Origin of the sequence: Pseudomonas eucalypticola, assembly GCF_013374995.1 — a bacterium.
Classification (GTDB): domain Bacteria; phylum Pseudomonadota; class Gammaproteobacteria; order Pseudomonadales; family Pseudomonadaceae; genus Aquipseudomonas; species Aquipseudomonas eucalypticola.
In genome coordinates, this window is the sequence record NZ_CP056030.1 from 2,842,870 (window position 1) to 2,863,499 (window position 20,630).

Consider the following 20,630-nt stretch of genomic DNA (forward strand, 5'->3'; position numbering starts at 1 on the left):
CCGATACTGAAGGTGCACGGGCCGAATGCCCCATGGAGCTCTACATGAAGAAAATCATCGCCGCCAGTTGTGCCTGCCTGATGCTGCTGACACCGCTGGCCAGCTTTGCCCAGCCGGGCCCCGACAACGGCGGCCCTGACCGCGGCCACGGTGGCCAACAGCAAGGTCGCCCACCGCAGGGCAATGGTGGCCACGGTGGCCCGCAGCAGGGTGGCCAGAACCGGCCGCCGCAGCAACATGGCGGCCCTCAGCGGCCCGGTGGACATGGCGGTGGCCAGGCGTACCACCCTCAGCCGAACATGCCGCGCCCCCATAGCGAATGGCACCGCGGTGGCTTCGCGCCGCCCCAGTACCGCGGCGACCGCTACTGGGTCACCGACTGGCGCGCCCGCCACCTGCGCCAACCGCCTCGTGACCACCGCTGGTTGTACGTGAATGGCGACTACGTACTGGTGGCGATTGCCACAGGTGCGATCGTGCAAATCCTCAGCGGTTATTGACGTCCCTGCCAAGGCCGCCATGGCCTTGTGTGACCTGATGCCCGCTCGGGAAGCGAACTCCCGGGCGGGACTATCGTCAGCCGTTGGCCAGGGCGCCGTCGAAGGCGCGGCCACGTTTGTTCAAGGGTGGTAGCAACGAACCGATCACCATGCCCAGGGCACTGATCAGCAGCCCGGCCAGTTGCGGCGGCCACAGGTCGCCGTCATGGTGGGTCAGCTCCAGCAAGCCCCAGGACGTCAAGCCGAAGATGATCGCCGTGATAGCGCCCTGGTTGGTGGCGCGTTTCCAGAACAGTCCGGCGAACAAGGGCACCACGGCCGCCACCAGGGTCACTTTGTAGGCGTTGCCGACCATTTCATAAATGCTCGAATCCGAATACAGCGCGAACAGGCACGTCAAACCGGCACCCACGGCGATGGTGATACGCATCGCCAGCAGGAACTGGCGGTCGGTCATGTTCGGGCGCAGGCGCTTGAGCACGTTTTCAGTGAAGGTCACCGAAGGCGCCAGCAGGGTACCCGAAGCGGTGGACATGATCGCCGACAGCAGGGCGCCAAAGAACATGATCTGGGCGAACAATGGGGTGCGCTCCATGATCAAGCGCGGCAGGATCATCTGCGCATCGCCGTCCAGCAGCTCGCTGACCATCTGCGGGTCGATCATCGACGCTGCGTAGGTCAGGAAGATCGGCAGCATGCAGAAGGTCAGGTAGCAGCACGCCCCGGCGATGGAGGCGCGCGAGGCGATCTTCTCGGTCTTGGCCGACATCACCCGGGCATACACGTCCTGCTGGGGAATGGAGCCGAACATCATGGTCACCGCGGCGCCCAGAAACGCCAGAATATCCTTGGCCGAGGTGCTGTGGACCATGGTGAACTTGCCGGCCTGGGCCGCATGCTCGATCACATGGGCAGGGCCGCCGGCCATGTTGCCCAGCAGCCAGGTCAGGTAGGCCAGGCCGCAGACGATGATCAGCATCTGCATGGAGTCGTTCATGGCCACCGACCACATGCCGCCGAACAGGGTGTACACCAGCACGATGAAGGTACCCAGCAGCATGCCTTGGGTGGTGCTGATGGCACCATCGGACAGCACGTTGAACACCACGCCCAGCGCGGTCAGCTGCGCGGCGATCCAGCCCAGGTACGAGCCGATGATCACCAGGCTGACGAACAGCTCCACCTTGGGCCCGTAGCGTTTGCGAAAGAAGTCGCCAATGGTGAGCATGTTCAGCCGGTACAGCGGCCGGCAGAACACCAGGCCCACCAGCATCAGGCAGCCGAATGAACCGAAGGGGTCTTCGATGATGCCGGAGAAGCCGTTCTTCATGAACGCGGCGGGAATGCCCAGCACGGCCTCGGAGCCGAACCAGGTCGCAAAGACCATGGCCGTGACCACCGGGAATGACATGCTGCGGCCGGCAGCCGCGAAGTCCTTGGAGTTTTTGACACGAGTGGAGGCGTAGAAACCTACACCTACGGTGATCAGCAGGTAAACCGCGACAAACCAGATCAGCATGTGTTCTTCCCGTTCGCACGCCTGGCCTGGCCAGGGTCGAGCCCTGGGCGCAAGGGGCGTTGCGCTAGACAATTGTTTTTTTTGGACGCGTACGGGGCGCTCAGGCGGGACGGGGCAACCTGGGCAGGTTGGCTGGCGGCCCGGTGATCTCCGGTACAACGGGTCGGCAGTGTGCCAAACACGTCAAATATGTCAAACATTTACAGCGCTTTGCGTGCAAAATAAACCGCGGGCATTCCGCTGAAACGTTGTAACTGCCTGATATTAGTCGGTTTATGCCTAAGGGTGATAAATGAGCTTCGTCAAGAATTATGAACCGCGAGGGGCTTGACCCTACCAACACCCAGCGCGAAGAATGGGAGACTGGATCAGCAGGGATTTCCCATGATTTACCGCGTGGCTGCCGATGGACTGGTACTGTTCCATGGCCTGTTCATTATTTTTGTACTGCTGGGTGGGCTCTGGGTGCTCAAGTGGCACGCTGTGGCGTGGCTGCATGTGCCGGCGGCGGTGTGGGGCGTGGCGGTGGAGGTGTTTCACCTGGCCTGTCCGCTGACATACTGGGAGAACCTGTTGCGGCTCATGGCCGGGCAGCAGGGGTATGCCGGTGGTTATGTGGAGCATTACCTGTTGCCAGTGATCTACCCGGCCGGGCTCACGGCGGGTATCCAGCTGGTGCTGGGCAGCGTGGTGCTGCTGATCAATGGCACGGTCTACTGGCGGTTGTATCGCCAATGGCGCGGTGGAGTGAGGCAGGCTATTCCTTGACGTCCATGAACTCGCGCGCCCAGACAATGTAGCTTTCGGGCAGGGTATAGGTGTGGGTCAGTTCGGTGGCACTCAGGTTCTGGGTGCTGCGGGTCAGTTTGCGTTGTTCACGCAGGGAATCGTAGGTGGCCTTGATGGCGGCGAAATACGCGCCGTGACCATCCACGCTGATGCGCACGCCCAGTTTCGCCAGCCGCTCGTCATCCTGCAGCGCGGGGTTGCCGTAAGTGACCAGCATCAGCGGTACGCTGAGGTGCTGGGCGATCTCTTCCAGGTGCTCGAAATCACGTACACCCACCATGCAGATGCCGTCGGCGCCCGCTTCCTGGTAGGCCTTGGTACGGGCAATGACGTCTTCAGTAGACAGCACGCCGGCATGGGTGCGGGCGATGATGGTCAGTTCCGGGTCGACCCGCGCTTCCAGCGCGGCCTTGATCTTGCCGATGCCTTCGGCCACCGAGATCAGGTCGGTGGACTTGCGGCCGAACTGGGCTGGCAGCAGGGTGTCCTCGATGGTCAGCGCGGCGACGCCGGCGCGCTCCAGCTCTGCCACTGTGCGCATCACGTTCAGGGCGTTGCCGTAGCCGTGGTCGGCGTCGGCGATGAATGGCAGCTGGGCCACGCGGCCGATGCGGGTGGCCTGCTCGACGAACTCGCTCAGGGTAATCAGGGCGAAGTCAGGGGCGCCCAGCACCTGCAGCGAGGCGACGGAACCGCCGAGGATGCCGACCTCAAAGCCCAGGTCGGCGGCGATGCGCGCTGACATGGGGTCGAAGACGGAGGCTGTGTGGAAGCAGGCATTGGAGGCGAGCAGTTGCCGAAACGCACGACGCAAACCTTGGTGGGAAATTCTGGGCATGACCGCTCCTCAATGTGGCATGAATCGGTGGTACCTTGCGGGCCGATAGGAAAATGGTGGGAGACTATCACAGGCGCCCCGGCCATTGATGTCGTTTTCGCATCACTCGATGCGTGGACGTTATCAGCAGCTTAAACGTTTCAGGCGTAGAAAGTCCCCGACCACTGGTTGGCGATTATACAGCGTGGGATCAAGGACTTGGGAGTTTCCGCGCCAGGCTTGCGCGCCAATGACGGGCCGGTTGCCGAGCAGGCGAGGGCTCGGCGAGGGGCGGCCGCCGACTGGTTTACTTCGGCTGCTTGGCCAGCCAGGCCTTCATTTGCGCAATCTCGGCATCCTGGGCCTTGATGATGGCTTCGGCCAGCTTGCGGATTTCCGGGTCTTTGCCGTACTTGAGTTCGGTCTTCGCCATGTCCACGGCGCCCTGGTGGTGCGGCAGCATACCCTGCACGAACAGCACGTCCGGGTTGTCGCTGGTGCTTTCCATGTTCATGTCCGCCGACATGCCATGGGCGGCGTGCTGGTATTCGGCCTTCATGGCCTCGGTGGTGTCGGCGGCGTAGGCGGCACTGCACAGGCCGGCGGCGAGGATGAAGCTCAAGAGTCGGGTCATGGAAGTGCTCCTGCTGATGAAGAGGGAAAGGGTAGACCTTGCCACGAGGGGAAGGTCAAGCCGTGAGGGTTCTTTGACCCACTACCAACGTTTTTTTAACTCATGCCTCAGCACACTTCGCGCCAACTCCCGCCGTGGTGGCGGGGTGGACACCTCAAGAGTGCTGCCGCATGAATAAACTTCCTCAGATAACCCTGGCGTTCTGGATCATGAAGATCTGCGCCACCACCCTCGGCGAAACCGCGGGTGACCTGTTGTCGATGACCCTGGACGTGGGTTACGCACTGAGTTCGCTGATCCTCATCAGTGCCTTTGCCGTCACGCTGGGCGGGCAGCTGGCAAGCAAACGCTACCACCCGGCCCTGTACTGGCTGGTGATTCTATCCACCAGCACCGCCGGGACCACCCTTTCAGACTTCATGGACCGCACGCTGGGCCTGGGGTACGCGGCCGGCTCAGCCATTCTGATCACTGTGTTGCTGGCGCTGTTCAGCGTCTGGTACCTCACGGAAAAGTCGTTGTCGGTTGACCGGGTCACCACGCGCCGCGCCGAACTGTTTTACTGGTTCGCCATTCTGTTCTCCAACACGCTGGGTACCGCCTTGGGCGACTTCCTGGCCGACGATTCGGGCCTGGGGTTTGCCGGTGGCGCGCTGTTGATTGGCAGCGCCATCGTCGCGGTGGTACTGCTCAACCGCTTCACCCGCCTCAGTGGCGTGCTGTTGTTCTGGGTAGCCTTTGTCCTGACGCGGCCATTCGGGGCGACGTTGGGCGACGTGCTGACCAAACCTCACGCCAAAGGTGGCCTGGACTTCGGTACCGTCGGATCCTCGATGGTGTTGCTCGCGGTGCTGGTGGCGCTGGTGGTAGCGGCCATGCTCCGCAAGCGGCCTGAGCGCACTGTTTACGAACCGGCCTGACGGCGGTGACCAGCATCGCAGGGGACAATCGGGCGCGGCGACGGTCGCATGTGTAACCCTTGCGAACACTGGCCACACGAGTACCCGGCAATGAGCATCCCCGACCAAGACCGCGACCAACTGCAACTGGCCAAGAACCTGCTGGAGAACCCGGGCTTCGTGGCCAAGGTCACCCACGTCATTGGCATGCCCATCGAGGGGGCTTTGGCGCGCTTGCCCAAGAGCCTCACCTCGCGCATCGCGGGGGTGACCCAATCGGCGTTGCTCAAGGCAATGGACGCGGCCGTGTTCACCCTCAAGGACGTGCCGGGCGTCACGGCATCGAATCGCTGGCACAAGGCGGGTATCGCCGTCAGTGGCGGGGTGGGCGGCTTCTTCGGGTTCACCGGGCTGGGGGTGGAGCTGCCCTTGTCGACGTCGATCATGTTGCGCTCCATCGCCGACATCGCGCGGGCCCACGGCGAACAGGTGGACAGCGAAGAAGCCAAGCAAGCCTGCCTGGCGGTGTTTGCCCTGGGCGGACGGGCGGCCGCCGATGACGACTCCGAGACCGGTTACTACGCGGTGCGCGCGGCCTTGGCCAAGTCGCTGTCCGACGGCTCCTTCGTCAAGCTGGTGGCGGCCATTGCCCAACGCTTCAGCGTGCAGGTCAGCGAGAAGGTCGCGGCCCAGGCCATCCCGGCCATAGGCGCAGTGGGCGGGGCGCTGATCAACCTGGCGTTCATCGACCATTTCCAGACCATGGCCCGTGGGCATTTCATCGTTCGGCAACTGGAGCGGCGCCATGGCCAGGCGGCGGTACAGCAGCTTTACCAGGCGTTGCCCCGGCGCGGTTGACGGGCCTATTCGCGCAGCGCCCGCGGGCTGATGCCCAGGCGCTGGCGAAACAGGGTGGCCATGTGCGCCTGAGAGGCAAAGCCACAGGCCTGGGCGATGTCGGCCAGCCGTTGGCGTGACCCGCACAACAGGGCCCTGGCGCGCGCCAGGCGGCGGTCGATGAGGTAGCTGTGGGGGCTGCTGCCTGTTGCCTGCTTGAATGCCCGCATGAAATGCCCCTCGGACAGCCCCAGCAGGGCGGCCATGGCCTGCACGCTGAGCGGGCCGCCAAGGCCGGCGTCGATGAAGTCGTCCAGCCGTGCCAGGCGCCGACGCGTCATGGCGCCGCCGTCAGCCACGGCCTGTCCCCCGGCGCTACCCCGTTGCGCCAAGGCCAGCGCCCACCCTTCCCAGTCAGCGTCCGCCGCACCCCGCATCAGCGCGCTGCGCAGGCATCGGGCCAGGGCCACGGCGGTCAGGTCCACGCGGTTGTTATAAGGCTCTTCGCCCGGTAGCGCGAAGCCATCGGTGCGGGTCAAGCGCAGGTATTCACCGCCTGCTTCGGACACCGAATACACGTCGCAACCCGGCGGCACGAACGCCAGGCCGTTGGCGGTGGCCTGGAAGGGCAGCACCCGGTCACTGCCGATGGCATGGGTACCACGCTGGCTATCAAAGGCAAAGCCGATGGCCGCCTGCGTGGCCACGTAGCGAGCGTGGTAAGGGGCGCGGGGCAACAACTCGATCGCCCAGGGCCCGGCCTGGGCACGGCGCACCGGTTCGTGGGCAAGGGGCAGGGGGGCTGATCGTTCCATGCTTGCCATGGTACGCAATGACAGGCCTCGACGTCAGGTCAGTTTTCTGAAAGCCCGGGCCGTCGATGGCTGCGTAGACTGGGCGAAAACCCAGGAGACGACACCATGCATGGCTTTACCCTCGACGACCTTGAACGTGCAGCCCGCCAGGTGTATCAGGTGATGCCACCCACCCCCCAGCACGCCTGGCCATTGCTGGCCCAGCGTACCGGCTGCAGCGTATGGGTCAAACACGAAAACCATACCCCCACCGGTGCGTTCAAGGTGCGCGGCGGCATCACGTTTCTGCATTGGCTCGTGCATACCCAGCCTCAGCTTCGCGGCATCGTCTCGGCCACCCGCGGCAACCATGGCCAGAGCCTGGCGTTGGCGGCGCGGGCCCATGGCGTGCGCACAGTGATCGTCGTACCGCGGGGTAACTCGGTGGAAAAGAACGCCGCCATGGCCGCCTTCGGTGTCGAACTGGTGGAGCATGGCCGTGACTTTGACGAAGCACGCGAAGAGGCCGCTCGCCTGGCGGAGCGAGAGGGCTTGTACCTGGTACCGCCTTTCCACCCGGCCCTGGTCAAGGGCGTGGCCAGCTACGGACTGGAACTGTTCGCAGCGGTTGCGGACCTTGATGCCGTCTACGTGCCCATGGGCTGCGGGTCGGGCGTGTGCGCGTTGATTGCCGCCCGTGATGCGCTGGGGGTGCGCACCCAGGTGATCGGCGTGGTGGCCGAGCAGGCTCCCGCGGCCAAGTGGTCATTCGACAGTGGTCGTGTCCAGGAAAGTGCCACGGCCGATACCCTGGCCGACGGCATGGCCGTGCGCCGGCCCGTCCCCGAGGCGTTCGCGGTGTATGCCCAGGGGGCCGCGCGGATTGTCGCGGTCAGCGAGGCGCAGATCGCCGAGGCCATGGCGGTGTATTACCGCGACACCCATAACGTGGCGGAAGGCGCCGGCGCTGCGGCCCTGGCAGCACTGTTGCACGAGCGCCAGGCCATGGCCGGGAAACAGGTGGCCGTGGTGCTCAGTGGCGGCAATGTCGACTGGCCAGTGTATGCCAAGGTGGTGAACGGACACTGAGCCTGTCCCGTGTTTCATCTGGCGCCCATAACCGATACCCTCACTGCTCGCTGCCTGCCCACGCAGGCGATCAGGTACACAGGAGCCAGACCATGCCATCCCCCCACTGTTCGGCGTTCGATGACGCGCTCGCGGCTGGACACATCGTCCCGGTGCCGCTGGAGAAGGCCTACCGGCTGGTCAACCACGGGCCGACGGTGCTGGTGTCAGCCCGGCACGACGGCGTCGACAATGTGATGGCCGCGGCCTGGGCATGCGGCCTGGATTTCAGCCCGCCGAAGGTGACCGTGGTGCTGGACAAGATAGCGGCAACCCGCGCCCTGGTCATCGCCAGTGGCTACTTCGCCCTGCAGGTGCCCAACGTGGCCCAACTGCAACTGACCTACGACCTGGGCACCACCAGCCTGGCCGAGGACGCCGAGAAGCTGGCCCACGCCGGCGCGCAGCTGTTCGACGCCCCTGGCCATGATGTTCCTCTGGTGCAGGGCTGTTCGGCCTGGCTGGTGTGCAAGCGCGTTCCCGAAGCGCATATCGAAGAGGCCTACGACCTGTTCGTGGGGGAAGTGGTGGGGGCGTGGGCCAACCCCCAGGTGTTCGAGGACGGGCATTGGCGATTTGACCGCGCGCAGCCGTCGCTCCGAAGCTTGCATTACATTGCCGGTGGGCAGTTTTATGCCATTGGTGAGTCGCTCACGGCTGAGGTGAAGTAACCCATCTGTGGCGCGGCAGCGGAACCGCCGGGCTAAAGGTCGGCCCGACGGATACCATTGCTGGCCCGCAGGATGTCGGCCAGCACTGCCAGGGCTATCTGCGCAGGGGTCTTGCTACCGAGGTTGAGGCCGATGGGCGCGCGGATGCGGCTGAGCTGCTGGTCCGACAACCGGCCAATGCGCCGCAGCCGCTCCAGGCGCCGCTCGGAGGTACGCTGCGAGCCCATTGCACCGATATAGAACGCAGGCGTGCGCACCGCTTCCATCATGGTCAGGTCATCCAGGCGCGGGTCGTGGGTCAGCGCGACGACTGCGGTGTGGGCGTGGCAGCCACCGTTTTCGATGTACACCGCCGGCAACTCCCGGCGGCAGGTGACGCCGGGCAGGGCAAACCCGGCCCAGGCCTCGTCGCGAGGGTCGCAGATCACCACTTCCAGCCCCAGGGTCAGGGCAAATTGCGCGCAGAATTCGGCCACGGGCGACAAGCCGGCAATCAACAGCTTGTGCGCCGGGCCAAGGTGCAGCTGTATGCGGGTATGGGTATCGTCAAGGATGACCTTCGCCGAGGGGCCGGCGTGGCCGCAGGTTTCGCTGGTCTGGGCCGCAAGGTCCAGGCGGCGGACGACAGCGCCTTCGCCGAGCAGTGCGCGGCGCATCAATTCCATGTCCTGCAGCGTGCGGGGTGACGGCGCCAGGCGCTCCACCAGCACCAGCAGGCTGCCGCCGCAGGGCAGCGCCACGGCCACCGGGTGGCCGCCGGCACCGTAGCGGATCAACTGCTGCGGCTGGGCAAACCTGCCTTCTGCCAGGCGGGCGATGAAGTCTTCTTCCACGCAGCCACCCGACAGCGAGCCGCAATGTGCGCCGTCTCCGCGTGCCACCAGCATGGCGCCGGGTTCGCGCGGGGCCGAGCCATAAGTGGAAAGTACCGTGCTGAGCCAGATGGGCTGGTCTTGCTGCAGCCAATCCAGGGCCTGCTGTACAACCTGAAGGTCGAGGTGTTGCATGTGCGCCTCCTTCAACGGCGAGCACGGCAGGGCAGGCCTGCCGTGCGCGGGCTCAGCGGTTGACGGTCTTGGCCGGCAGTGCCAGCACCAGCAGGGAGCTCACCAGCAGGCAGCCGGCGAAAATCCACATGGCGATCTGCGGGCTGTGGAAGTGGTCCATCACCGCCCCCATCAGCGAGTTGCTCACCAGCCCGGCGATGTTCGCCACCGAACAGGCAAGCGCAAAGCCGGTGGCGGCGGCGGTGCCCTTGAGGAAGGTGGCCGGCAGGCTGAAGAACACCGGCACTGCACCGATGATGGTCAACGACGCCAGGGAAAACAGCAGCACCGTGATGGCCACGTTGTGGGTGAAGAAGGTGCTGAGGAACATCGAGGCGGCGCCGATGATGAACGGCACCACGATGTGCCAGCGGCGTTCGCGCTGGCGGTCCGAGCTGGCGCCGATGGCCAGCATGCCGATCAGCCCCGCCAGGCTGGGGATGGCCACCAGCAGGCCGATCTGGCTCGGGTCGGCGACGCCGGCGTTGCGGATGAAGGTCGGCAACCAGAAGCCCATCGCATAGGCGCTGAGCAGGATGGAGAAGTCGATGCCGCCCAGCATCCACACCTTGATGTCGAAGAAGCCGTCGCGGAATGAGTGGCCGCCCTTGTTTTCACCTTCGTCCTGGTCCAGCAGGCGCTTGAGTTCGAGCTTCTCGAGGTTGCTCAACCAACTCGCCTGGCTGATGCCGTTGGGCAGAATGACCACGCACAGAAAGCCCAGCAGCACGGTGGGTACCGCTTCCAGCAGGAACAGCCATTGCCAGCTTGCCAGGCCGCCGACCTTGTCAAAGTTGCCCATGATCCAGCCGGAAATGGGGCTGCCCAGCAGGCTGGACAACGGCAGGCCAATCATGAACAGGGCAATGATGCGGCTGCGGCGGTAGGAAGGAAACCATTGGCTGAGGTAATACAGCACACCCGGCAGGAACCCGGCCTCGGCGGCGCCCAGGAGGAAACGCAGGGTATAGAACTGCCACTCGGTGGTCACGAACATGGTCATGCCCGACAACAGCCCCCAACTGACCATGATGCGCGCGATCCACAGCCGCGCGCCAACCTTTTCCAGGGCCAGGTTGCTGGGCACTTCAAACAGGATGTAGCCGACGAAAAACAGCCCGGCGCCCAGGCCGTAGGCGGTTTCGCTCATGTGTAGGGTGTCGAGCATCTGCAGTTTGGCGAAGCCTACGTTGATGCGGTCCAGGTACGAGGCCAGGTAGCAAAAGCACAGGAAAGGTATCAGCCGCCAGATGATCTTGCGGTACAGGGTGGTACTGCTGACCTCGGCAAGCGGCACCGCGGAAGCTTGGCTCAATGACATGGTGGTTCTCCTGGATCTGCCGCAAAAGCACAGCGGCGCAAGACGGTTCATGGGGGGCAGTCAGGAATGACAGGCTTCTGGACGGCCTTTTTTTATTGTTCGTGCATCCGCCACTGTGTTCGGGCGGTATGCCTTGCGGTATTCAGGAGCGTCCCTGCTCGTTGACGATCGGCTTCAACGTGTCTTCAGGTAAACCAGGGTCTCGTCCTTGCTGACCACGTCGCCATATTTGTTGTCGATGTCGAACAGGTTGGCTTCGTGAGGCGCTTCGTGGCGGTCGCCCACGCACTGGCGCACCACCATCGTGCGGAAGCCATGCTGCACGCCGTCCACGGCCGTGGCACGAATGCAGCCGCTGGTGGAACAGCCGGCCAGAAGCAGCGTATCAACATTCAGCGCCTGCAACATGGGCGCCAGCGAGGTGCCGAAAAAGGCGCTGGCGTACTGCTTGCTGAGCACCACTTCCTCGGGCAAAGGCAGCACGGCCGGGCAGAACGCGGCCAAGGGGTTGCCTTCGACCATGTCCTTCATCACCGGTGCTTTCTTCACCCACATGCCACCGTCGGCGAAGTGCCCGGGATGGTAGCGGATATTGGTGTGGATGACCGGGATGCCCGCTGCCCGCGCCGCGGCCAGCAGCGCCACGCTTTCGGCCACCGCGCTGACCACCCCGGGGGCGAACAGCGGCGCGCCCTCGGTGGTGTAGCCTTGCATGAAGTCGATCATCAACAGGGCGGGGCGCTGGCCGAAGCCGATGCGGTTGCCCCACACGCCCTGGTAGTTGTCTTGTGCACTGGCCATGGGGTGCTCCTCAGTAGGCGCCGGACAGCAGGGCGCCGGCACCGGGCACGATCGGCTCCAGGCCCAGGGCCTTGAGCAGGGCGTAGGTCGTGGTGATGGCGGCGGTCAGCACCGGCTTGCCGGTTTGCGCCTCGACCTTGGCGACGGCGCCCAGCGAGGGCATCTGCACGCAGGCCGACAGCACGATCACGTCGACGCCGTCCAGGTCCAGCGCGGCGACGATGCCGGGCAGGCGCGCAGGATCGTGGCGCGCCACGTCCAGGTTGTCGGGGATTTCCAGTGCGTGCCAGACCTTCACTTCAATGCCCTCATGCTGGATATAGTCCACCACCAATTCAGTCAGCGGCTTCATGTAGGGCGCCACCAGGGCGATGCGCTTGGCGCCCAGCACGTTCAGGCCGTCCACCAGGGCGCCGGCGCTGGTGATGACGTTGGCGTGCGAGTCGTTGTCGCGCACCACCTGGCCCAGGCGCTGCTGGGACTCGCGGTGGTAGCCACGGCCCATGGCCATGATGGCGACCAGGCAGGCGTAGCCCAGCACGTCCACCCGTGCGTCCGAGAGCTCCAGGGCGCAGCGGTCGGACTGCGCGTCCATGGCGGCCAGTTCTTCCTTCTTGACGTGTTTCATGCGCATGCGCGCCGAGTGGAAGGTGAAGCGTTCGGGGCGGATCAACTGGCGCGCGGTAAGCATCGCCGGGATCTCGGTTTCCATGGTGGTGTTGGAGCTCGGCACAATCTGGCCGATGCGGTAAGGCTGGGTCATGAGGGTCTCCGGGTCAGCAGAAGGAAGGGCCGAGAAAGGTGCCCAGGGCGGCGAAGAAGCCATCGAAATCGTCCCACGGGATCATGTGCCCGGCGTGAGGCGCGTGGCTGATGCTCAGGGCTGGCTGCAACGCGCGCAACTCGGCTTCGTCTTCCGGCAGGATCACCCCGCCTTTGCCCGCCACCATCAGCAGTGCGGGCTGGCGTAGCACAGGGAAGTCGCCATGAATGTCGACGCTGTGAAATTCCTCCAGCGCCTGCACGATGGCGGGCTCGAAGCAGGTGTGCAGCCATTCGGCGCGCAGGGCGCGCTGCTCCACACTCCAGGTGGGGCAGAACGCCAACATGTCCTCGGCGCTCATGCCTGTCATGGACTGGCGGATGGAGTCCACGTACCACGGCAGTTTGCCGGGGTACTCACGGCGCCCAGGCCCGGATACCGGTGGGTCGATCAGCACCAGGCGCTCGATGGCGGCGGCGGGGTGGCGGGTGGCCGCGCGCAGGATGAAGCGGGCGCCCATGGAGTGCCCCACCAGGTGGTAGCCCGCAAGGCCCAGCGCGCTGGCGAAGGCGATGATGTCATCGGCGCAGGTGTCGGTGTCGTAGGCAAGCGCCGGGCCACTGGCAGACAGGCCGCGGCCGCGCACGTCCAGCACGTAGGTGTCGAACTGTTCGCCCAGGCGCTGCGCCACGAAACCCCAGGTGATGGCCGGGCTGGTGATGCCCGGCACCAGAATCAGTGGCTGGCCTTTGCCGCCGTAGCGCAGGTAGTGCTGGCGAATGCCATTGGCCTGCACCTGGCCGCCATACAGGTAGGTACTCATGCTGCCGATTCCGATTTCAATGGGTGGGCGTACAGGTCATAGCCGAATACCCAGGCCGGGTCCTCCTGAGTGCGCAACCAGGTGTTGGCGTTGGACACGGCCTGCACGCGCGACGCGCGCTCCTTGCGGTTCGACTCGTACAGGCGGAACGCCGTGCCGTAGTCGCTGACGCCGGTTTCCTGCAAGCAGCGCGCCAGCATGGCGCCGTCCTCGATGGCCATGGCCGCGCCCTGGGCCATGTGCGGTTTCATCGGGTGGCAGGCATCACCCAGCAGCACCAGGCGGCCCTTGCTCCATACCGGCAATGGCTGGCGGTTGAGCAACGGCCATTTGGTGATGTCGTCGGCGTTCTCGATCAGGGCCTGCACGGAAGGGTGGTAGCCCTTGAAGGTGTCGAACATTTCCGCCTGGGTGCTGGGGATGAAGCTGGCGTTGCCGCCTTCCCACTCGGCCTGTGGCACGCCGCTGACGAAGTAGTACTCATCTCGCTTGCCGGTGGTGTAGTAGACCATCAGGTGACGGTCGCCCGACCACCATTTCACGCAGTCCTCGAAGTTGAAATCGTATTTGGCCAGGTCGCGGGCCTTGATCAGGGCGCGGTGGCCTACCCAGCCGCTGTAGGTCGGTGCCTCGACGCCCAGCAGGTGCTCGCGAACCCGCGAGTTGATGCCGTCGGCGCCGATGACGATGTCGGCCAGCGCATGGCTGCCATCGGCAAACGCCAGGCGCACCTCGTTGCCGGTCTCCTCGATGCTGCTCAGGTGCTTGGCGAAATGCACGCTGCCAGGCTTGAGGGTCGACATTTGCAGGGCGTGAAGGTCGCCGCGGTGCACGGTGATATAGGCGGCGTCGTACTCTTTGCGGGCGAAGTCGCCCAACGGGATGCGCGACAGGTACTCGCCACTGGCGTCGCGGCTGAACCAGAACTCGGGGTGCGAGCCCATGGCTTCAAGCGGCTGCTCGATGCCCATGCGCCGGAAAATCTTCATCACGTTGGGGCCCATGTGGATGCCCGCACCCAGCCGCGAGAAGGCGGGGGCCTGTTCGTACACGTTCACCTCGAAGCCTGCCTGTTGCAGTGAGGTGGCGGCAGCCGCGCCGCCAAGGCCTGCGCCGATGATGGCAATTCGTTGTGTTGCGGGCATAGCGCTCATCTCCTCGAAAGCCGGTCGCCAGGAAGCGGCGGTCAGCATGCATTTACAGTGTATGCACTCTTTTATTTTCTTGGGAAGCCACTTTTTGAAAAAATAAACGCAAGCGGATTGCTAGCGATAGATACGCCGGTAACACCGGTTTCACGGCGTATATGTTACGTTATTTCCCATCTTTGTCCGGGGCTTGCAGCATGGCCCGATTCCATCCATATTGAAAAGCAATGAGTGTATACGCTATTAAATTGCACCACTCTGGCGCTCGCCGCGCTGCGATGGTGCAGGAATCGATACGAGGAGATAGGCAATGGCTGTCAGCGATGGTGAGTTGGTCCAGATGTTCGAGCATGTGTTGACACTGTCGCGGGTGGACCCCACCCAGAGCGTTGCCGTGCTCAAGAGTCATTACTCCAACCCGCGCACTGTGCGTGCTGCCACCGAGGCAGCGCAGCGGCTGGGGGCCAAGGTGTATGCGGTGGAGTTGCCGGCGTTCAATGCGCCGGTGGCCATGGGCAACGACATGACCGCCTACTGCGGCGATACCGCGTTGACCGGCAACCTGGCGGCGCAACGGGCGCTGGAAGCGGCTGACCTGGTGATAGACACGATGATGTTGCTGCACTCGCCGGAGCAGGAGCAGATACTCAAGACCGGCACGCGTATCCTGCTGGCCGTGGAGCCCCCGGAAGTGCTGGCGCGCATGCTGCCCACCGAGGCGGACAAGGCCCGGGTACTGGCGGCCGAGCAGTTGCTCAAAGCGGCGCGCTCGATGACCGTGCGCTCGGCGGCCGGCAGTGATTTCCGCGCGCCGCTGGGGCAGTACCCGGCCGTCACCGAGTACGGTTATGCCGATGAGCCAGGCCGCTGGGACCACTGGCCCAGCGGCTTCCTGTTCACCTGGCCGGACGAGGACAGCGCCGAGGGCGTGCTGGTGCTGGACGTGGGCGACATCGTGCTGCCGTTCAAGAACTACTGCCGCGAGCGCATCACCCTGGAGATCGAAAAGGGCTTCATCACCGGTATCCATGGTGGCTTCGAGGCGCACTACCTGCGCGAGTACCTGGCCTATTTCAAGGACCCTGAGGTGTATGGCATTTCGCACATTGGCTGGGGCCTGCAGCCGCGCGCGCAATGGACTGCCATGGGGCTGCACGACAAGAACGACGGCATGTGCATGGATGCGCGCGCGTTCTACGGCAACTTCCTGTTCTCCACCGGCCCCAACACCGAGGTCGGCGGCAAGCGCAAGACCCCTTGCCACCTGGATATACCGCTGCGCAACTGCGACATCTACCTGGACGACACCGCCGTGGTGCTGGCCGGCGATGTGGTAGCCCCTGCCGCCTCCATCGCGCGCTGAGCCGCTGCAGCAACCGGCCGCCGGTGCGCATCGGCGGTCGGTTGCGTTATCGTATGCGCCTCTTCACGGATTGCCGGGCTGCACAGCATGAGCGCTTCACACTACACCTACACCGAACAGGTCGGCCATTTGCTGCGCAAGGCCTACCAGCGGCACATGGCAATTTTCCAGCAGAACGTCGGCGAGTCGCAGCTCACCGCCGTGCAGTTCATCACCCTGTGCGCCGTGCGCGACCACGGGCCCAGCTCCCTGAGCGAACTGGTGAAGATGACCGCGGTGGACCAGGCCACCATCCGCGGCATCGTCGAACGGCTGAAGGCCCGTGAGCTGATCGAACTGGGCCATGATGCCCAGGACAAGCGCAAGGTCATCGTCAGCCTGTCGGCGGCCGGGCGCCTGGCGGTAGAGCAGACCGTGCCTTGCGCCGAGGCCATCAGCGAGCTGACCCTGAGCAACCTCAACGCCGGCGAGCGCGTGGCCATGATGTTCCTGCTGCGCAAGATGATCGACGACCCCCACGAGGCGTAGCCGCTGCTGGAGCGCACGCCGCTCGTGACGCGGCCCTGGGGCCGCTGCTTCGGGCGGCGGCGTGGCGCTACTGGCCATTCCCCGTATTCATCCACTTGGCACCGTTCTTGCCTTTTCATGTAGTAAGCACTTCATGAATGGGTGGGTAACACAATGAACAAGGCCGTTTCACCGGGCGCGTCGGTCAGCGTCTCGTGCACTGTCAATGGGCAAGCCGTCACCTGCACGGCCATGGCGGACACGCCATTGCTGCTGGTGCTGCGCAATGACCTGGCCCTCAACGGCCCCAAGTACGGCTGTGGCCTGGGCGAGTGCGGCGCCTGCACTGTCATTGTCGACGGCAAGGCAGGGCGCTCCTGCGTGTTGCCCTGGGCCGGCATGCAGGGGCGCACCATCACCACCCTTGAAGGGCTGGGTACCCGGGGCAACCTGCACCCGGTGCAGCAAGCCTTCGTCGAAGAGCAGGCCGCGCAATGCGGCTACTGCCTCAACGGCATGATCATGACCACCAAGGCCTTGCTGGACCGCAACCCAGACCCCACCGACGAGCAGATTCGTCGCGCGCTGTCCGCCAACCTGTGCCGCTGCGGCACGCACATCGAAATCATCAACGCGGCGCACCGCGCCGTGACGCTATGCCGGGAGTGCCCACGCCGTGACTGACTCGACCTCGACCATCCCTACCCAGGCGCAATTGCTGGCACGCGAGGGCGTGTTGCTGGTGGTCAATGAAATCCAGCCACCGTCCGGCCCTGTGCCCAAAGGCCAGCAGCCGGTCCTCAAGCCCAAGGAACTGGGGGTGTTCATTGCCCTGTGCGATGACGGCCAGTTCTATGCTTTCAACGGCCACGTTGACCTGGGCACCGGCATCCAGACCTCGCTGGCGCAGATCGTCGCCGAGGAACTGGACCTGCGCATGGACCAGCTGCGCATGGTGCTGGGTGATACCGCACGGGCGCCCAACCAGGGCGCGACCATCGCCAGCGCCACCTTGCAGATTTCCGCCGTGCCGCTGCGCAACGCCGCCGCCGAGGCGCGCCGCTGGCTGTTGGGCGCGGCGGCCGAACGCCTGGGGGTGGCCGCCAGCGAGTTGCGCATCGAGGCCGGTTGTATCCATGCGCCTCACGGCGCAGCGGTGACTTTCGAGCAGTTGATCGGCGGCCAGCACATCGAGCTGACCCTCTCGGGCACGGCGCCGCTCAAGCCCGTCGAAGCCTACACCCTGGTGGGGCAGAGCTCATCCCGGGTGGATATCCCGGCCAAGGCCACGGGCGAGCTGACCTTCGTGCACGACATGCGCGTGCCTGGCATGCTGCATGGCCGCATGGTGCGCCCCCCTTATGACGGCTACGACACCGGGCCATTCGTGGGCACCAGCCTGATCGGCGTGGACGAGTCGTCGATTGCCCACCTGCCGGGCATCGTCAAGGTGGTGGTCATCGGCGACTTTGTCGGCGTGGTGGCCGAGCGCGAAGAACAGGCGGTCAAGGCTGCCGAGCTGCTGCGGGTGGAGTGGCGGCCCTGGCAGCACCACCTGCCCGACATGAGCGACGTCGAGCAGGCCATTCGGGACAACCCGCACATTGAACGGGTGGTGCATGACACCGGGGGCGTCGATGCGGCGCTAGCGACGGTGGACCGGCGTTTCACCCGTAGCTACCTGTGGCCCTACCAGTTGCATGCGTCCATCGGGCCGTCGTGTGCCGTGGCTGACTACCAGCCCCAGGGCATCCGCATCTGGTCCGGCACGCAAAATCCGCACCTGCTGCGCGCCGACCTGGCGTGGCTGCTGGAGTGCGATGAAACCCTGATTGAAATCATCCGCATGGAGGCGGCCGGCTGCTACGGGCGCAACTGCGCCGATGACGTCTGTGCCGACGCCTTGCTGCTGTCGCGCGCAGTGGGCAAGCCGGTGCGGGTGCAACTGACCCGCGACCAGGAACACGTGTGGGAGCCCAAGGGCACCGCGCAACTGATGGAAGTGGACGGCGGCATCGATGCCGCCGGCGACCTGGCGGTGTATGATTTTCGCACCAGCTACCCCTCCAACGGCGCGCCCAACCTGGCGCTGCTGCTCACCGGGCGCATCGAGCCGGTGCCGGTGACCTATGAGATGGGCGACCGCACCTCCATTCCGCACTACCAGTACCCCGAGCTGCGCGTCAGCATCAATGACATGGCCCCCATCGTCCGCGCCTCATGGCTGCGCGGGGTGTCGGCGCTGCCCAACGTCTTTGCTCACGAATCCTATATCGACGAGCTGGCCTTCGCCGCCGGAGTCGACCCGGTCGAGTACCGCCTGCGCTACCTGCCGGATGAGCGCGCCGCTGAGCTGGTGCGTTCCACCGCCCAGCGCGCCGCCTGGACGCCACGTACCCAACCCGGCAGTACCCCCGCCGAGGACGGCGTGCTGCGGGGCCGCGGTTTCGCCTACGCCCGCTACATCCACAGCAAGTTCCCAGGCTTCGGCGCGGCATGGGCAGCGTGGGTGGCCGACGTGGCCATCGACAAAGCTACCGGTGAGGTGGCGGTGACCCGCGTGGTGGTGGGCCACGACGCCGGCATGATGATCAACCCTGCCGGCGTGCGGCATCAGATACACGGCAATGTCATGCAATCCACCAGCCGCGTGCTCAAGGAGCGCGTCACCTTCGAGGAGTCGCGGGTGTCGAGCAAGGAGTGGGGCGGCTACCCGATCCTGACCTTCCCGGAAGTTCCCCAGGTCGATGTAATGATGATGCCGCGCCAGAACGAGCCGCCCCTGGGCGCGGGCGAGTCGGCGTCGGTGCCCAGCGCCGCCGCCATCGCCAACGCAATTTTCGACGCCACCGGCATTCGCTTTCGCGAGCTGCCCATCACCCCCGAGCGCGTACTGGCGGCGCTCAAGGCCAAGGAACCGGCCGACCCCGTGGACCCGGTGGGGCTACCCTACGCCGCGCCAGTGCGGCCCAAACGGCGGAAATGGCTGTTCGGCGGCCTGACCGGGCTGCTGGGCGCCGCCCTGGGCCTGGGGATCACCGCCATGCCCTGGCGCCAGGAGATCGCCCGCGTGGCACCGCCATCGGCCGGCACCTGGAGCGCCGCTACCCTGGAGCGCGGGCGGCTGCTGGCTGCCGCCGGCGATTGTGCCGTGTGCCACACGGCGCCCGGTGGCACCGTGAACGCTGGCGGCCTGGCCATGGACACGCCCTTTGGCCGGCTGTACAGCAGCAACATCACCCCGGACCCCGCCACGGGCATCGGCAACTGGTCGTTCAACGCCTTTGACCGTGCCATGCGCCAGGGCATCAGCCGCGATGGCAAGCACCTGTACCCGGCGTTTCCCTACACGGCCTTTCGCAACACGACCGAGGCCGATATGCAGGCGCTGTATGCGTACTTGATGTCGCAAACGCCGGTCACCAGCACGCCGCCGGCCAACAGCATGAGTTTCCCCTTCAACCTGCGGCCACTGATGGCGGGCTGGAACACCCTGTTCCTCAAGCGCGGTGAGTTCCAGCCGGTGGCCGGGCGCAGCGAACAGTGGAACCGCGGCAATTATCTGGTCAACGGCCTGGGCCACTGCGGGGCCTGCCACTCGCCTCGCAACCTGATGGGGGCAGAGCAGGGCGGGCGCGGCTTCCTGGCGGGTGCGGTGGTGGATGGCTGGGAGGCGCCTGCCCTGGCCGGCATGGCCAACGCCGCGGTGCCGTGGCGTGAAGCGCAATTGGTGGAGTACCTGCGCACCGGGTTCTCCGCCAACCATGGCGTGGCGGCGGGGCCCATGGGGCCGGTGGTGGCGGAGTTGGCGATGCTGCCGGAAACAGATGTGCAGGCCATCGCGCACTACCTGCTGTCGTTGCCTGGCCAGGCGTCGACACCGGGCGCCAGGCAGGCGGCCGCGGTGAACATCAGCACGCGCATTCCTGACCTCGCGGCCGGCAAGCGGATTTTCGAAGGCGCCTGCCTCGGTTGCCATACGGCTGCCAGCGGCGGGCCCGTGCTGTTTGGCGTGAGCCCGCAAATGGCCGCCAACACCAGCGTACACAGCGACCGCCCGAACAACCTGGTGCAAGTGATCCTGCAAGGCATTGAAAGCCCGCCCATGGGTGACCTGGGCTACATGCCAGCGTTCAAGGGCAGCTTCAGCGACACCCAAGTGGCGGACCTCGCCGCCTACTTGCGCGCCGAGTTCGCCCCGCAGCAGCCCGCCTGGCCGGAGCTGAGCAGACAGGTGGCGTGGCTGCGGGCAAACCCCGGCAGCCACTGA

The 20,630-nt window shown here is 65.3% G+C and carries 20 protein-coding genes; 10 read left to right on the forward strand and 10 right to left on the reverse strand.

Annotation, left to right across the window (positions count from 1 at the left end; translation table 11 throughout):
- The first annotated feature begins 44 nt into the window (after nt 1–44).
- Nucleotides 45–500 (forward strand): RcnB family protein, encoded by a 456-nt coding sequence (locus HWQ56_RS12755; RefSeq protein ID WP_158157594.1) that lies wholly within the window; start codon nt 45–47, stop codon nt 498–500.
- A 76-nt stretch (nt 501–576) separates the two neighbouring features.
- Here HWQ56_RS12755 and HWQ56_RS12760 read toward each other — a convergent pair whose 3' ends face one another.
- Nucleotides 577–2,019: a high affinity choline transporter 1 gene (locus HWQ56_RS12760; RefSeq protein ID WP_158157595.1), complete on the reverse strand. Its 1,443-nt coding sequence runs from the start codon at nt 2,017–2,019 to the stop codon at nt 577–579.
- Between the two features lie 384 nt (nt 2,020–2,403).
- Here HWQ56_RS12760 and HWQ56_RS12765 point away from each other — a divergent pair, with 384 nt between their 5' ends.
- Nucleotides 2,404–2,787 carry a DUF2784 domain-containing protein gene (locus tag HWQ56_RS12765; RefSeq protein ID WP_158157596.1) on the forward strand — a complete coding sequence of 128 codons (384 nt, stop codon included), beginning with the start codon at nt 2,404–2,406 and terminating at the stop codon, nt 2,785–2,787.
- Here the strand turns inward: HWQ56_RS12765 and HWQ56_RS12770 are convergent.
- Together HWQ56_RS12770 and copM are read right to left on the reverse strand one after the other, a co-directional pair.
- Nucleotides 2,777–3,646: an isocitrate lyase/PEP mutase family protein gene (locus tag HWQ56_RS12770; RefSeq protein ID WP_158157597.1), complete on the reverse strand. Its 870-nt coding sequence runs from the start codon at nt 3,644–3,646 to the stop codon at nt 2,777–2,779. The two genes, HWQ56_RS12765 and HWQ56_RS12770, sit on opposite strands and share 11 nt — an antisense overlap.
- Nucleotides 3,647–3,932: 286 nt before the next feature.
- Entirely contained in the window at nt 3,933–4,259 is a 327-nt protein-coding gene (copM, locus tag HWQ56_RS29240) for a CopM family metallochaperone (protein WP_158157598.1), read from the reverse strand.
- A gap of 170 nt (nt 4,260–4,429) precedes the next feature.
- Between copM and HWQ56_RS12780 the strand changes: the two genes are divergently transcribed.
- Entirely contained in the window at nt 4,430–5,179 is a 750-nt protein-coding gene (locus tag HWQ56_RS12780) for a COG4705 family protein (RefSeq protein WP_158157599.1), read from the forward strand.
- Nucleotides 5,180–5,269: 90 nt separating this feature from the next.
- Nucleotides 5,270–6,016 carry an EcsC family protein gene (locus HWQ56_RS12785; protein WP_176570712.1) on the forward strand — a complete coding sequence of 249 codons (747 nt, stop codon included), beginning with the start codon at nt 5,270–5,272 and terminating at the stop codon, nt 6,014–6,016.
- A gap of 5 nt (nt 6,017–6,021) precedes the next feature.
- Here HWQ56_RS12785 and HWQ56_RS12790 read toward each other — a convergent pair whose 3' ends face one another.
- Entirely contained in the window at nt 6,022–6,819 is a 798-nt protein-coding gene (locus HWQ56_RS12790) for a helix-turn-helix domain-containing protein (protein WP_425331961.1), read from the reverse strand.
- Nucleotides 6,820–6,915: 96 nt separating this feature from the next.
- On the opposite strand from HWQ56_RS12790, the gene HWQ56_RS12795 reads away from it, so the two are divergent.
- Both HWQ56_RS12795 and HWQ56_RS12800 read left to right on the forward strand, forming a co-directional pair.
- Complete coding sequence (locus HWQ56_RS12795; RefSeq protein ID WP_176570714.1) at nt 6,916–7,878, forward strand: threonine dehydratase; 963 nt, start codon at nt 6,916–6,918, stop codon at nt 7,876–7,878.
- 92 nt (nt 7,879–7,970) lie between these two features.
- Nucleotides 7,971–8,588, forward strand: coding sequence for a flavin reductase family protein (locus tag HWQ56_RS12800; RefSeq protein ID WP_176570715.1), 618 nt, complete (start codon nt 7,971–7,973; stop codon nt 8,586–8,588).
- 32 nt (nt 8,589–8,620) lie between these two features.
- On the opposite strand, the gene HWQ56_RS12805 is transcribed toward HWQ56_RS12800, so the two are convergent.
- The 6 genes from HWQ56_RS12805 to HWQ56_RS12830 all read right to left on the reverse strand — a co-directional run bounded on the left by HWQ56_RS12805 (nt 8,621) and on the right by HWQ56_RS12830 (nt 14,487).
- Entirely contained in the window at nt 8,621–9,595 is a 975-nt protein-coding gene (locus HWQ56_RS12805) for an XdhC family protein (protein ID WP_176570716.1), read from the reverse strand.
- A 52-nt stretch (nt 9,596–9,647) separates the two neighbouring features.
- Nucleotides 9,648–10,955: an MFS transporter gene (locus HWQ56_RS12810; protein ID WP_176570717.1), complete on the reverse strand. Its 1,308-nt coding sequence runs from the start codon at nt 10,953–10,955 to the stop codon at nt 9,648–9,650.
- 174 nt (nt 10,956–11,129) lie between these two features.
- A complete protein-coding gene (locus tag HWQ56_RS12815) occupies nt 11,130–11,756 on the reverse strand; it encodes an N-carbamoylsarcosine amidohydrolase (protein ID WP_176570718.1) in 627 nt (208 codons plus the stop codon).
- A gap of 10 nt (nt 11,757–11,766) precedes the next feature.
- Nucleotides 11,767–12,519 (reverse strand): maleate cis-trans isomerase family protein, encoded by a 753-nt coding sequence (locus HWQ56_RS12820; RefSeq protein WP_209008710.1) that lies wholly within the window; start codon nt 12,517–12,519, stop codon nt 11,767–11,769.
- 13 nt (nt 12,520–12,532) lie between these two features.
- The gene (locus tag HWQ56_RS12825; protein WP_176570719.1) at nt 12,533–13,342 is read right to left on the reverse strand and encodes an alpha/beta fold hydrolase; all 810 of its coding nucleotides are present in this window, start codon (nt 13,340–13,342) and stop codon (nt 12,533–12,535) included.
- Complete coding sequence (locus HWQ56_RS12830; protein WP_158157703.1) at nt 13,339–14,487, reverse strand: FAD-dependent monooxygenase; 1,149 nt, start codon at nt 14,485–14,487, stop codon at nt 13,339–13,341. The genes HWQ56_RS12825 and HWQ56_RS12830 overlap by 4 nt, the downstream gene beginning before the upstream one ends.
- A 313-nt stretch (nt 14,488–14,800) precedes the next feature.
- On the opposite strand from HWQ56_RS12830, the gene HWQ56_RS12835 reads away from it, so the two are divergent.
- From HWQ56_RS12835 to HWQ56_RS12850, 4 genes are all read left to right on the forward strand, one after another.
- Nucleotides 14,801–15,853, forward strand: coding sequence for a 2,5-dihydroxypyridine 5,6-dioxygenase (locus tag HWQ56_RS12835; RefSeq protein WP_158157702.1), 1,053 nt, complete (start codon nt 14,801–14,803; stop codon nt 15,851–15,853).
- Nucleotides 15,854–15,940: 87 nt separating this feature from the next.
- A complete protein-coding gene (locus HWQ56_RS12840) occupies nt 15,941–16,381 on the forward strand; it encodes a MarR family winged helix-turn-helix transcriptional regulator (protein WP_176570720.1) in 441 nt (146 codons plus the stop codon).
- A gap of 153 nt (nt 16,382–16,534) precedes the next feature.
- The gene (locus HWQ56_RS12845) at nt 16,535–17,044 is read left to right on the forward strand and encodes a (2Fe-2S)-binding protein (protein WP_158157700.1); all 510 of its coding nucleotides are present in this window, start codon (nt 16,535–16,537) and stop codon (nt 17,042–17,044) included.
- Nucleotides 17,037–20,630 carry a molybdopterin cofactor-binding domain-containing protein gene (locus HWQ56_RS12850; RefSeq protein ID WP_176570721.1) on the forward strand — a complete coding sequence of 1,198 codons (3,594 nt, stop codon included), beginning with the start codon at nt 17,037–17,039 and terminating at the stop codon, nt 20,628–20,630. The genes HWQ56_RS12845 and HWQ56_RS12850 overlap by 8 nt, the downstream gene beginning before the upstream one ends.